Annotated in this window: 1 protein-coding gene; it reads right to left on the bottom strand. The window is 70.9% G+C overall.

Going from position 1 to position 15,464, the window contains the following annotated elements; genetic code table 11:
* Positions 1 to 15,384, bottom strand: a 15,384-nt coding sequence (locus tag VJT49_RS05595) for a type I polyketide synthase (RefSeq protein ID WP_324163611.1), incomplete at its 3' end; no start/stop codon positions are given.
* Positions 15,385 to 15,464 lie beyond the last annotated feature (80 nt).

Genomic DNA, 15,464 nt, shown 5'->3' on the forward strand with positions numbered 1-15,464 from the left:
CGCCGAATCCAACAACCCAGCACCCATCCCCACCCACTGCGCCCCCTGCCCAGGAAAAACAAACACCACCTTCCCCACAACATCCGCCACACCACAAACCACCCCAGACCCGAAAACCCCACCAACCACAGCACGAAGTCCCGAATCCCAATCCTCGCGAGAGCGCCCGACCAGCAAGGCCCGGTGCGGAAAGGACGTGCGCGCGACCAGCGAGTACCCCACGTCGAGCGGATCGACCTCCGTCGACCGTGCCAGTGCGGCGGCCAGGCGGTCCGCCTGTGCGGTCAGCGCCTGGCCGCTCCTGGCGGAAAGCACCCAGGGCACCGGTCCCTTTCCTACCACGGCCGGACGGCGCGCCGCGGTTTCCGGCTCGGCCTGTTCCAGGATCACATGCGCGTTCGTCCCACTCACCCCGAACGAGGACACCCCTGCGCGGCGTGGCCGCCCCGGAGCCGGCCACTCCCGTGCCGTGGACAGCAGTTCCACCGCACCAGATGACCAGTCCACCTGACGGGACGGGGCATCCACGTGCAGTGTCGCGGGGAGCACGCCGTGCTCCAGAGCCAGCACCATCTTGATCACCCCGGCCGCCCCGGCCGCGGCCTGGGTGTGCCCGATGTTCGACTTCACCGACCCGAGCCACAGTGGACGATCTGCCGGACGATCCTGGCCGTAGGTGGCCAGCAGCGCCTGCGCCTCGATCGGATCACCCAACGTCGTCCCGGTCCCGTGCGCCTCCACCACATCAACGTCCGAAGTGGACAAGCCGGCACTGGCCAGCGCCGCGCGGATCACCCGTTGCTGCGCCGGACCGTTCGGCGCGGTCAGCCCGCTGCTGGCGCCGTCCTGATTCACCGCGGAACCCCGCACGACCGCCAGTACCCGGTGCCCGTTGCGCCGCGCGTCCGACAGCCTCTCCAAGAGGACCAGGCCGGCCCCCTCGCTGAACCCGGTGCCGTTCGCGGCTTCGGCGAAGGCCCGGCACCGGCCATCCGGCGACAGTCCACGCTGGCGGGAGAACTCGACGAACAGCTCCGGAGTCGCCATCACGGTCACGCCACCGGCCAGCGCCATCGAGCACTCGCCCTGCCGCAGTGCCTGCGCCGCGAGGTGCATGGCCACCAGCGAGGACGAGCACGCGGTGTCCACCGTCACCGCGGGCCCCTGGAATCCGTAGGTGTAGGAAACGCGGCCCGATATCACGCTGCCCGCGGTGCCGGTCGACAGATAGCCCTCCACCTCATCGGTGGCCCGGGCCAGCGCGGCGTACTCCTGGCCTGTCGCGCCGATGAACACCCCGGTGTCACTGCCCCGCAGGGTTTCCGGGTCGATGCCGGCCCGCTCGAACACCTCCCACGACGTCTCCAGCAGCAACCGCTGCTGCGGATCCATCGCCAACGCCTCACGCGGCGAAATTCCGAAGAACCCCGCATCGAACTCCGCCGCACCGTACAGAAAACCACCCTCACACACATACGACTTACCCGACCGATCCGGATCCGGATCGAACAACCCATCGACATCCCAACCACGATCGACCGGAAACCGGGAAACGACATCCTCACCACCAACAACCACGCGCCACATGTCCTCGGGCGAAACCACCCCACCAGGCAACCGGCAAGCCATCGCCACGATCACGACCGGATCCGCCTCGGCACCGACCCCGCGCGGCGCGGGCGCGGCCACCTCCTGCCGCGTCGCGCCGGAGAGCTCCGCCCCGAGGTGTCCGGCGAGTGCCTCCGGCGTGGGGTAGTCGAAGACCACCGTCGGCGACAGGCGGATTCTGGTCGCGGCGCTCAGGCGGTTACGCAGCTCTACCGCGGTCAGGGAATCGAAGCCCAGGTCGAGGAAACCACGGCCGGCGGAAATGGCCTCCGCCGACTCGTGTTTCAGCACGACCGCGGCCTCGGCCCGGACGATGGTCAGGAGCCGCCCCGCCAACTCGTCCGCGGGCAGCCCCTTCAGGTCCTCGCCGGCCCCGGGGATCGTGGACTCCTTGCCCGCGTTGGCCAGACGTACTCGCCGCACCTCGGGAAGCTCGGACAGCAGCGGGAACTCGCGGAGCCCTTGCGTCTGGGGCATTTCCTCCCAACGGACCTCGAACAGCGCGAGGAACGTCTCGTCGTGGTCGAGGACCTGGCCGAGCCCTTCCACGGCCCGCGCCGGGTCGAGGAACGTGGAACCGCGCCGCATCAGCAGGTTCTCGATCTCGGGGCCGGCGATGCCACCGCCCGCCCAGTGCCCCCAGGCGATCGATGCGGCCGGCCGCCCCCGCGCCCGCAGGCTCCGTGCGAACGCGTCGAGGAAAGCGTTTCCTGGCGCGTAGTTGCCGTGACCGGCGATCCCGAGGGTGCCGCCGATCGACGAGAACAGCACGAATGCCGAGAGGTCCAGGTCACGGGTCAGCTCGTGCAGGTTCACCGCACCGGCGACCTTGGCCCGCAGCGCGCGATCCATCAGTTCCGGGGTCAGGGAGTCGACCAGCCCGTCGTGCAGACTGGCCGCGCCATGGATCACGGCGGACAGCGGGTACTCCCGCGGGACCTCGGACAGCACGCGGGCGAGGTCGTCCCGGTCGGCGACGTCACACGAGGCCAGCGTGACCTTCGCGCCCGATTCGGTCAACTCGGCGGCCAGCCCGAGCGCGCCCGGGGTCCGCTCGCCACGACGGCCGAGGAGCAGCAGGTGCTCGGCCCCGCGTGCCACCAGCCAGCGCGCGACATGGCCACCGATCGCCCCCATCCCTCCGGTGATCAGCACCGTGCCTCGCGGCCGCCAGCGTCGGGCCGGTGGTTGCCCGCCGAGGGGAGCGTGCACCAGCCGCCGGACGTGGAGACCGCCGGCCCGCACCGCGACTTCGTCCTCATCCTCCGGCCCGCCCAGCACGCACGCCAGCCGCCGGGCGACGGCGTCGTCCACCTCCGCGGGCAGGTCGATCACCCCGCCCCAGCGTTCGGGATGCTCGTCGGCCACCACCGGCGCGAGCCCCCACAACAGCGCTTGCAGCGGGTTGGTCACCGGTTCGACGTCGTCCACCGAGACCGCGTCGCGCGTCGCGCACCACAGCGGCGCGGCCACACCGGCATCGCCCAGGGCCTGCACGAGCGCCACGCTCGCGGCGAATCCCGAAGGCAGCACTTCGCTGCTGGCGACAGGCGTTTCGGCCAAGGCGAGCAACGACAGCACACCGGCGACCGGCGCGTCGGCGACGCCGTCGTGGATCAGCTCGGCGATCGAGCTCCGCCCGGCGCCGGAGACCGTCACCGAGACCACCTCCGCGCCATGATCGGCCAGACCGCGCGCGACCGCCTCCAGGTAGGTCGTCTCGGCAAGGTCGGGAACCACGAGCAGCCAGCGGCCGGCGAGCTCACCGGACCCCGTGGTGGGCACCTGCCGCCAGACGACCCGGTGCCGCCACGAGTCCAGCACTGAGCGAGTGTGCTCCCGGGCGCGCCACGCGGCGAGCGCGGGAAGTACCGCGTCCAGCCAAGCCTCCGGAACATCCAAAGTGGACGCCAGGCTGCCGGTGTCGCGGCGCCGCACCGCCGCCCAGAACTCCTCGTCGGCCACGGTGCCCGACGGCTCCCCGGCCTCTTCCAGCCAGTACCGCTGGCGCTGGAAGGCGTAGGTCGGCAGATCGACCCGGCGGGCCGCGCTGCCGGCGAAGAAGGTCCGCCACTCCACGTCGACGCCCCGTACGTGCAGCTCGGCCAGGGACGCCGAGAACCGCGCCAAATCACCGTCGTCGCGGCATAGCGACCCCACCACCACCGTCGCACCGGCCGGCTCGAGGGACTCCTCGACCGCGGCCGTGAACACAGGATGCGGACTCACCTCGACGAAAGCACCGAAACCCTGCGCCGCCAATGCCTCGGTGGCCTCGGCGAACCTGACCGGCTGCCGCAGGTTGCGGTACCAGTACCCGGCGTCCAGGTCGGTTCCCTCGGTCCACTCGGCACTCACCGTGGAGAAGAACGGGATCCGGGCCGCACCCGGCACGATCTCGGCCAGCGCGGTGGCCAGCTCGCCGGAGACCTGCTCCACCTGCACGGTGTGCGAGGCGTAGTCCACGGCGATCCTGCGCGTCCGCACCCCCTCGGCCGCGCATCGGCTTGCCAGCTCGTCCAACGTCTTCGAGGCCCCGGCCACCACCACCGACGACGGACCGTTCACCGCTGCCAGCCCGACCCCGGTACCGCAGGTGGCCAGCAGCTCCTCCGCCCGCGCGGCCGGCACCCCGACCGACATCATTCCGCCGTGCCCAGCGAGGGTCCGTGCGATCGCCCGGCTCCGCGCGACCACAACCCTCACGGCGTCATCCAGCGACAACACACCAGCCACATTCGCGGCCGCGATCTCCCCTTGCGAGTGCCCCACCACCGCGGCCGGTTCAACCCCACAGGCACGCCATAGCGCGGCAAGCGAGACCATCACCGCGAACGTCAACGGCTGCACCACATCCACCCGCTCAAGCGACGGCGCACCCTCGACATCCCGCACCACATCCAGCGGGGACCAGTCGACCTGCTTCGCCAGCGCCACCGCGCATTCGGCCATCTTCTCCGCGAAGACCGGAGCCGAGTCGAGCAGGTCCGCGCCCATCCCGACCCACTGTGCTCCCTGACCGGGGAAGACGAACACCACCTTCCCGTCGACATCCGCCGTCCCGCGGATCACCTGGGGTGCGGGGACCCCATCGGCCAAGGACCGCAGTCCGCCGCGCAACGACTCGGAGTCCGCGGCCAGCACGACCGCGCGGTCCTCCAGGGACGCGCGGGTCGTCACCGAAGAAAACCCTATGTCGACGAGTTCGATGTCCCGATGTCCGTCCACAAGTGACCAGAGCCGGTCGGCCTGCGCGCGCAGGGCGGCATCCCCACGGCCCGACAACAGCACCGGCGTCGGCGCCGAGGCGGCCGCGACCGACCTGGCCGCCGGCTCGGGCTCGGTCGCTTGTTCGAGGATCACGTGCGCGTTGGTCCCGCTGACACCGAACGAGGACACCCCGGCCCGCCGCGGCCGGTCCGCCACCGGCCAGTCCCTCGCCCGCGCCAGCACCTCCACCCCACCCGACGACCAGTCCACGTGCCGGGTCGGCTCGTCGATGTGCAGGATCCTCGGCAGGAAGCCGTGTCGCAGCGCCAACACCGTCTTGATCACCCCGGCGATGCCGGCAGCCCCCTGGGTGTGCCCGATGTTCGACTTGATCGAGCCCACCCACAGTGGCCGGTCCCCCGGACGGTCCTGCCCGTAGGTGGCCAGCAGCGCCTGCGCCTCGATCGGGTCGCCCAGCGTCGTCCCGGTGCCGTGCGCCTCCACGGCGTCGACGTCCGAAGTGGACAGGCGGGCGTTGGCGAGCGCCTGCCTGATCACCCGTTGTTGCGATGGGCCATTCGGCGCTGTCAACCCGTTCGACGCGCCGTCCTGATTCACCGCCGAGCCACGCACCACCGCCAGCACCGGATGGCCGGCCTCCCGGGCGGCCGACAACCGCTCCACGAGCACCAGGCCGGCGCCCTCGCCCCAAGCCGTTCCGTCCGCCGTTTCGGCGAACGGCTTGCAGCGGCCGTCCGCGGCCAGTCCCCGCTGACGGGAAAACTCGACGAAGGGCCCGGGCAGGCTCATCAGCGAGACGCCGCCGGCCAGCGCGAGCGAGCATTCGCCTCGGCGCACGGCCTCCGCCGCCATGTGCAGTGCGACCAGCGACGAGCTGCACGCACTGTCCACCGTCACCGCTTGACCTTCCAGCCCGTAGACGTAGGCAAGCCGGCCCGCCGCGACGCTGGCGGACGTGCCGGTCAGCCGGTAGCCCTCCAGGTCGCCGGGAAACTGGTGCATCAACACGTGGTAGTCGTGGCTGATCAAGCCGGTGAACACCCCGACGTCACAACCCCGGAGGGAGTCCGGGGCGATCCCGGCGCGTTCGAACACCTCCCACGAGATCTCGAGCAGCATGCGCTGCTGTGGGTCCATTGCCTGCGCCTCGCGCGGCGAGATACCGAAGAAGCTCGCGTCGAAATCGGCGATGTCGTATCGGAACGCGCCGTGGCGCACGTAAGACTTACCGAGCCGGTCCGGGTCCGGGTCGAACAGACCTTCGCTATCCCAGCCGCGGTCCGTCGGCAAGCTGGAGACGGTGTCCACTTCGTCGACCAGCAGCCGCCACAGGTCCTCTGGGGTGTCCGCCCCGCCGGGGAACCGACAGGCCATGCTCACGATGACCACGGGATCGTCGTGGCCGGAGGCGGCGAGGGCGATCGGCGGTGGGGACGCGACGGGGCCGCGCTCGCCCGCCAGCTCGGCACCCAGGTGCACGGCGAGCGCGGCCGGCGTCGGGTAGTCGAACACGACAGTCGGCGACAACGTGATGCCGGTCGCGGCGGACAGTCTGGTGCGCAGTTCCACCGCGGTCAGCGAGTCGAATCCGGCTTCCTTGAATGCCCTGGCGGAATCGACCTTGTCGGCGCGCGCGTGCCCGAGCACGGTGGCCGCGTGCGCCCGGACCAGGTCGAGCAGGTACTGGTCCCGCTCGGCCGGCGCCAGGCCCGCGAGCCGTCCGGCCAGACCGCCGTCACCCGCGGCGGTCCGCGCTGCCCGGCGACGGGGGCGGACCAGCCCACGCAGCAGCGGGGGAACCGGCCGCGTCCCCGTCCGCAGTGCGGCCAGATCCAGTTTCGCCGCCAGCAGCACAGCTTCTCCTGCGTGCAGCGCGGTGTCGAACAGGGCGAGCCCCTCCTCGGAGCCGAGCCCGCTCATGCCTGCGCGCCGGTGCCTGGCCAGATCGGTCTCGCCGAGATGGCGAGTGAGGGCGCTGGCCTGCGCCCAGTGACCCCAGGCCAGCGATACGGCCGGCAACCCCGCGGCGCGGCGCCGCCGCGCCAGCTCGTCCAGGAACGCGTTCGCGGCGGCGTAGTTCGCCTGACCGGGGTTACCGAGGATGCCCGCTGCCGAGGAGAACAGGACGAACGCGGCCAGGTCCGCACCCTGGGTCAGCTCGTGCAGGTGCCACGCCGCATCGATCTTCGGGCGGAACACCGTGTCCACCCGCTCGGGCGTCATGGCTTCGATCACCCCATCGTCCAGCACACCCGCGGCGTGCACCACCGCCGTCAGACGGTGCTCGGTGGGCACACCGGCCAGTACGCGCGCCAGCGCGTCGCGATCCGACGCATCACAGGCCGCGGTCGTGACCACCGCGCCGCTGCGGGTCAGCTCGGCTTCGAGCTCCGCCGCGCCCTCGGCTTCGCGGCCATGCCGTGACACCAGCACCAGGTGGCGAATGCCGTGCTCTGCCACCAAATGCCGAGCCACTTGCCCGCCGAGCAGCCCGGTGCCACCGGCGATCAGCACGGTGCCCTCCGGGTCCAGCCGGTGCTCGAAGGTCAGGGCGATCTTGCCGACGTGACGAGCCTGGCTCATGAACCGGAACGCCTCCGGTGCCGCACGCACGTCCCAGGCTCGCACGGGCAACGGTCGCAGGTCACCGCGCTCGAACAGCGCAAGCAGGTCGGTCAACATCTCCTGTACGTGCTCGGGCCCGGCCTCGTGCAGGTCATACGCCCGATAAGCGATCCCGTCGCCCCGCACCGCGTCACGGAGGTCCGTCTTGCCCAGCTCCAGGAACGTGCCGCCGCGCGGCAGCAGGCCGAGTGAGGCGTCCACGAACTCCCGGGCCAAGCTGTTCAGCACCACATCCACGCCCTGGCCGTCCGTTGCGGCCAGGAACCGCTCGCGGAAGCCGAGGGTGCGCGAATCGGCGATCCGGTCCGCGGGCAATCTCAGCGACCGCAGCACATGCTGCTTGCCCACGCTCGCCGTAGCAAACACGTCGGCGCCCCACAGCCGTGCCAGCTGCACGGCCGCCATCCCGACCCCGCCGGCCGCCGCATGCACCAGCACCCTGGTGCCGGCGTCGACGCGCGCGAGGTTTTTCAAGCCGTAGTAGGCGGTCAGGAACACCACCGGCACCGTCGCCGCCGTCGCGAACGACCATCCCGCCGGGATGGGCACGAGCAGTCGGGCATCAGTGACAGCGACCGGTCCGAACGCGCCGAGCGGGCTGTCGAACAGGCCCATCACCCGGTCGCCCGGCGCGAGCCCGCGGACCGCGGAACCGGCTTCCAGCACCACGCCGGCGCCTTCACCGCCGACGCCTTCCTGGCCTGAGACCATGTTCAGCGCCACCAGGACATCGCGGAAGTTCAACCCCGCCGCACGCACGGCGACCCGCACCTGATGCGGTTCGAGCGGAGCTTCGACGTCGGGAGCGGGCACGGGCGCGAGATCGTCCGGCGTCGCTCCCGACGTCACCAGGCGCCACGCGCCGGGCGGCGGCGCCAGCCGGCTGCCGGCCGACATGGGCGCCAACCGCGGAACCGAGACCGCACCGGCCCGAACGACCAGCTGCGGCTCTCCCGAGACCAGCGCCGCGTGCAGGGCGGGCCCGGAGTGCTCATGTCCGTCGAACTCCACCACCACGATCCGGTTCGGGTGCTCCGACTGCGCCGAACGAAGCAGGCCCCGGGCGGCCGAAGCGCCGAAACCGCGCAAGACGACGACCAGTTTCGAGGACTCGAAACGGCTCTCCGCCAACCATTCCCGCACCATGTCGAGGACTTGGCCAGTGATCTTGCGGGCATCCGGCACCGGCTCCGCATCGGTCGACGTGGTGTCGAACGACACGCAGACGTAGGCCGGAACGGGGTCCGCGAGATCGGCGAGCACCGCCACGCGGGCGGCGTCGAGCGGCCCGGCCACGGAGAGCTCGTCCGCACCGACGACCGCACACCGCGCCCTCGGCGCCGGGGCGTCCGATGCCAACTCGACCTCGTCGACCCGGTACAGCGACGCGGCGGACGTGCCGGTGGCCAGCGGCCCGGCCAGCGGCCGGGTCACCAGCGCATCCACCGAAACCACCGGACGGCCGGTCTCGTCCACCGCCACCAGGTGAACCCGGTCCGACCCGGCCGGGCGCACCCGCACCCGCAGGGCGGTGGCGCCGGACGCGTGCAAGGCCACGTTGTGCCACGCGAACGGCAGCCGCACCTCGCCGGTTTCCGAACTGTGCCCGGGGCAGAAGGTGGTGGCGTGCAGAGCCGCGTCGAGCAGGGCGGGATGCAGTCCGAACCGGTCGGCGTCCGGCACACCGTCCGGCAGGGCAACCTCGGCGAAGACCTCCGTGCCATGCCGCCAGAGCGCGCGCAGCCCGCGAAACGCCGGACCGTACTCGTATCCGGCCTCGGCCTGGCGGGGATAGAACTCCGAGAGATCGACCGGGTCCGCGCCCTGGGGCGGCCAGGTGTCGAAACCGGCGTCCGGTACCGTGTCAGAGGTGGACAGAATGCCGCGAACGTGCCGCGTCCATGGCACCTCACCCCCGGGCTCCTCCGGCCGCGAGTAGATCTCGACGACATACCGGCCGTCCCGCGGGCCGGTCACGGTCACCTGGGTCTGGAGAGCACCCTCCCCGAGCACCATCGGCGTCTCGTTGACCAGCTCGTCCAGCAGACCGCAGCCGACCTCGTCGCCGGCTCGCACGGCGAGCTCGACGAAGGCCGCACCCGGCACCAAAACGGTCCCGGAGACCACGTGGTCGGCGAGCCATGGCTGGGTCCCCAGCGACCACCGGCCGGTGAAGACGATCCCCTCGCCATCCGCCCGTGCCACGGTGGCTCCGAGCAGCGGATGGACGGTCGCGGTCAGCCCGGCCGAAGCCAGGTCCGCGACCGCGCCGCCCGGCTCGAGCCAGTACCGCTGACGTTGGAAGGGGTACGTCGGCAGGTTGACGCGGCGGGCACTGGTGCCGACGAAGTAGCCGGACCAGTCGATGTGGATGCCGCGCACATGGAGCTCTCCGGCGGACAGGAGGAATCGCTTCAGATCACCGTCGTCGCGGCGTAGCGATCCGACCACCACGGTCGCGCTGACCGGATCGAGGGATTCTTGCACGCTGGGCACAAGGACGGGATGCGGACTTACTTCGACGAAGGCGCGGAAACCCTGTGCGGCGAGTGCGCTGCTGGCTTCGGCGAAGCGGACTGGCCGCCGGAGGTTGCGGTACCAGTATTCGGCGTCGAGGCTGGTTCCCTCGGTCCATTCGGCGTTCACCGTGGAGAAGAACGGGATCCGGGCCGTATTCGGCGCGATTCCGGCCAGCGCGGTGACTAGTTCGCCGGAGACCTGCTCCACCTGCGCGGTGTGTGAGGCGTAGTCCACGGCGATCCGCCGTGCCCGTGTTCCCTTGGTCGTGCATCGGCCGGCCAGTTCATCCAGTGCTCGCGGGGGGCCGGCGACCACGACCGACGAGGGACCGTTCACCGCTGCCACTTCGATGGCGGTACCGCAGGTGGCGAGCAGTTCTTCGGTTCGTGTGGCCGGCGCCTCGATCGACATCATTCCGCCGTGACCGGCCAGGGTTCGTGCGATTGCCCGGCTTCGTGCGACCACAACCCGCACGGCGTCATCCAGCGACAGCGCACCGGCGACGTGAGCGGCCGCGATTTCCCCTTGGGAGTGTCCCACCACGGCAGCCGGTTCAACCCCGTAGGAACGCCACAACGCGGCCAGCGACACCATGACCGCGAAGGTCAACGGCTGCACGACGTCCACCCGCCCCAGCGACGGCGCACCCTCGGCATCCCGGATCACATCCAGCGGGGACCAGTCGATGTGCTTCGCCAGCGCTACGGCACACTCGGCCATCTTCTCCGCGAACACCGGTGCCGACTCCAGCAAACCAGCACCCATGCCCACCCACTGTGCCCCCTGCCCAGGAAAGACGAACACCACTTTCCCGTCGACATCCGCCGTACCGCGGATCACCTGGGGTGCGGGAACCCCATCGGCCAGGGACCGCAGCCCGCCGCGCAGTTCCTCCTGGCCCGACCCGACCACGACGGCTCGCTCCCGAAACATGGAACGGGTCGTGACCAAGGAATAGCCGACGTGCCCGAGGTCATCGCCGCCGCGGTCGGCAACGGCGTGGAGGCGGTCGGCCTGCGCGCGCAAGGCCTCGACCGCCTTCGCGGTCAGTACCAGCGGGATCGGCCCGAGCCAGGCAGGCTCGTCCGCGCTGGCACCGGATTCCGCCTCGGCGGGTTGCTCGAGGATCAGGTGCGCGTTGGTCCCGGACACCCCGAACGACGACACCGCCGCCCGGCGCGGGCGATCCGACACCGGCCACTCCCGGGAGCGGGTCAGCAACTCCACCGCGCCCGAGGACCAGTCGACGTGCCGAGAAGGCTCGTCCACGTGCAACGTCGCGGGCAGCACCCCGTGCTCCAGCGCCGACACGATCTTGATCACGCCGGCCACCCCAGCGGCCGACTGGGCGTGACCGATGTTCGACTTCAGCGAGCCCAGCCACAGTGGACGCTCCACTGGGCGATCCTGGCCGTAGGTGGCCAGCAGGGCCTCGGCTTCGATCGGATCACCCAATTCGGTACCGGTGCCGTGTGCCTCGACCACGTCCACGTCGGAAGTGGACAAGCCAGCGCTCGTCAGTGCCTGCCGGATCACCTGCCGCTGGGCAAGCCCGCTGGGCGCGGTCAGCCCGTTGGATGCCCCGTCGGAGTTCACCGCGGAACCACGCACCACCGCCAGCACCCGGTGCCCGTTGCGCCGCGCGTCCGACAGGCGTTCCAGCAGCACCAGGCCCGCTCCTTCGGCCCACACGGTGCCGTTGGCCCCCTCGGCGAACGCCTTGCAGCGCGCGTCCGGCGAGAGCGCACGCTGGCGGCTGAACTCCACGAACGCGTTCGGACGGGCCATCACGGCAACCCCACCGGCCAGCGCCATGGTGCAATCGCCCTGCCGCAGTGCCTGCGCCGCAAGGTGTATCGCCACCAGCGAGGACGAGCACGCGGTGTCCACCGTCACCGCGGGCCCCTGGAATCCGTAGGTGTAGGACACCCGGCCGGACGCGACGCTGCCGGCCGAGCCGGTGCTCAGGTAGCCTTCCGCGTCCTCGGGAACGGAGCCGAGACCGGCCGTGTAGTCGTGGTACATCACGCCGGCGTAGACCCCGACCTGGCTTCCCCGCAGGGTTTCCGGGTCGATGCCGGCCCGCTCGAACACCTCCCACGACGTCTCCAGCAGCAACCGCTGCTGCGGATCCATCGCCAACGCCTCACGCGGCGAAATTCCGAAGAACCCCGCGTCGAACTCCGCCGCACCGTACAGAAAACCACCCTCGCACACATAGGACTTACCCGACCGATCCGGATCCGGATCGAACAACCCATCGACATCCCAACCACGATCGACCGGAAACCGGGAAACGACATCCTCACCACCAACAACCACGCGCCACAAGTCCTCGGGCGAAACCACCCCACCAGGCAACCGGCAAGCCATCGCCACGATCACGACCGGCTCGTCGTACCGGGCCGGATTGTCCACAGTAGACGGTTCCGTGGTCCGCCCGCCCGCCAGCCTGGCCCGCAGGTATTCGCCCAGCGCGGCCGGAGTCGGATAGTCGAAGGCGACGGTCGCGGCCAGGGGCAACCCGGTGGCCGCACGCAGCCGCGTCCGCAGTTGCACGGCGACCGTCGAGGTAAAGCCCAGTTCCCGGAAAGCCCGGTCCGGATCGATCTCGGCGGTGGCACGGCCACGCAGTCCGGGGCAGACGTCACGAGCCGCCTCCCGCACGAGCTCCACCAGTGCCCGCCGCTGCTCTTCCGCGGACAGCCCGGCCAGCCGGTGGGCCAGGCCAGGGGCCGGCTGGTGCGCGGGCAGCCCGGCAGCCGTCTCGACCAGCCCGCGCATGACGGCTGGAACCGACCCGACCGGAACGGCCTCGGCCCGCCACACGGCGAGTGACCCGAATGCGGCCGTGACCGCCGCGTCGAACGCGGCCAGCTCCAGCTCCGCCGGCGCACCCCACGCCAGGGACACCACAGGCAGGCCGCGGGCATGACGGCCCTCAGCCAGCGCGGCTACGAACGCGTCCGCTGCGGCGGCCGCGCGGTCACCGCCGAAGAGCCCGGCTGTGCCGCTGCACAGGACCAGCGTGACCTGATCCGTGGCACCGGCCGATTCCGTCAGCGCGACGACACCAGCCAGGCTGTCCAGATCAGACTCGTCCGCGTGCACGATCGCGGTGAGCGGCGGGGTCTGATCGGCGAGTGCCGCCGCCCATGTGTCGCGGTCATTGAGTTCGCTGCCCGTCACGACGACGTCGGCGCCGAGGCCCGCGAGCTCGGTCGCCAGCGCGGTCACCTCGGCGGTTCCCACCAGCCGGAGGTGGCGGACGCCGTACCCGGTCACCAGGTGCCGGGCGAGGGCGGCACCTTGCGGCCCACCGGCACCGGTAAGAAGGGCCGCACCACGCGTGTCGAACGGAGACACAGCCTCGTCGGCGTCGTATGCCGGTGCCAGTCTCGGTACGAGCGCAACGCCGGCGCGCAGTGCCAGCTGCGGCTCGCCCGAGGCGACCGCGGCATCGAACGCATCGACCGACCGCGGGTCGTCGTCGCTGTCCACCACGACGACCCGCCCGGGATGCGTGGCCTGGAACGATCGGACCAGGCCCCACAGCGCGGCGTGCACCGGATCCGGAACGTCCTTGCCGACCGTCACCGCGACCGCACGTCGGGTCGCGACCACCAACCGGTGGGTGGCCGGGTGATCCTCGGCGAGCCAGGCATCCACCCTGTTCGCGACGTCTTCGACGGCCCGCCGGACGGCGTCGACGACATCCCCGGCTGATCCGAAGCCCGGGATGGACAACACGGTCGCTTCGGCGGCAATCTCCGGGGACCGCGCCGAAAGCGCGGACGGCTCCGGGATCCAGTCGAGCCGATACAGCGACTCGTAGTACCCGCTTTTCGTGGCCCGCAGCCGGGTTGGACGGTCGAACAACGCGTGCCGGGTGATCTTGCCGGACGCCGTGCGGGGAACCTGGGCGATCTCGTAGATCTCGTCCGGTACCTTGAACGACGACAGCCGGTCCCGGCATGCTCCGAGCAGTTGTTCCGGGTCCACCCCGTCCGGTCCGGGCACCACGAACGCGACCGGGACCTCACCGAGCACCTCGTGCGGCTTCGCGGCCACGGCGACATCGGCGACCCCGGGCTGTTCCCTCAGCACCGCTTCGACCTCACCGGGGTGGATGTTCTCCCCGCCCCGGATGATCAGTTCCTTGATCCGGCCGGTGATGGTGAGAAACCCGGCCTCGTCGCGGCTGGCCAGGTCCCCGGTGTGGTACCAGCCGTCCCGCAGTGCTTCGGCCGTCGCCTCCGGCTGGCCGTGGTAACCGGACATCACATTCGGACCGCGAACCCACACTTCGCCCTCGTGACCGGATTCGACGTCCTGCCCGCTTTCCCGGTCGACCAGGCGCACTTCGAGCCCCGGCACCGGCAGCCCGCACGAGCCGTCCACCCGGCTCCCCGTGGGCCAATTGGTGGCGATCGCCCCGCAGGTCTCGGTGCTGCCGTAGTTGTCGATCAGCGGGACGCCGAATGCGGCCTCCACCGACCGCCGCAGCTTTGGGGTACTGACCGCACCGCCGACCATGCAGATCCGCAGCCTCGGTACCCGAAAGCCGGCCTCGGTCGCCCGGACCAGGTGGTGGTAGATCGTCGGTACCCCGGCCAGGAAGGTGATCGGCTCACTCTCCAGGCAGCGCAGCACGTCCTCGGCCGACAGACCGTCGACGATCCGGGCGCTCGCCCCGACCGCGGTGACACCGAGAACGCCGACGATGTGCGAAAGGCTGTGGAACAGCGGCAGCGGCCACAGCACTGTGTCCTCTTCGGACAGCCCAAGAATCGCCGAGTAGCACGCGGCCACCGACCACAGGCAGTTGCGCTGGGTGGAGAGCACTCCCTTCGGCCGGCCGGTGGTCCCGGAGGTGTAGAGCATCCAGGCCGGTTCGTCGAGTCCGAGGTCGTCGCGCGGCGACACGAGAGGCGATGTCCCGGTCATGGCCGCATAGGACAACATGTCCGGCGGTACGTCCTCCACCATGCCGTCTCCGGTGACCACGACGACCAGGTGCGGCAGGCTCGACCGGAGCCGGCTCAACTGGGCGGCGTGCGCCGAGTCGGTGATGACCACCCGCGCGCCGCTGTCCTCGAGGTAGTAGGCGAGTTCCGAGTCCGTGGAGTGCGGGTTGAGCGGCACCGCGACAGCGGCGGCCCGAATGATCGCGAGATAGCACTCCACCGCCTCCACGCGGTTTCCGAGGTAGATCACCGCACGGTCCCCGGGCTGCAGCCGTACCTCCGCGAGATGCCCGGCGAGGCGTCCCGTGCGCTGCTCCAGTTCGGCGTAGGTCACCGACCGGTACGCATCCGCGAAGGCGTTCTTGGTGTTGAGTCGGTCCGCATGAGCCAACAGCAATTCCGGAAGCGGCCTGATCAGCTCGGTGCGCACCATGCCGTCAGCGTCTCTTGAAAAGCACGCTCTGCACCCCCCTAGTACACCCCTCAGTGATCGCCGTGCTCGGCGGCACCGCG

Source organism: Amycolatopsis sp. (assembly GCF_035276945.1).
Taxonomy (GTDB): Bacteria; Actinomycetota; Actinomycetes; order Mycobacteriales; family Pseudonocardiaceae; genus Amycolatopsis_E.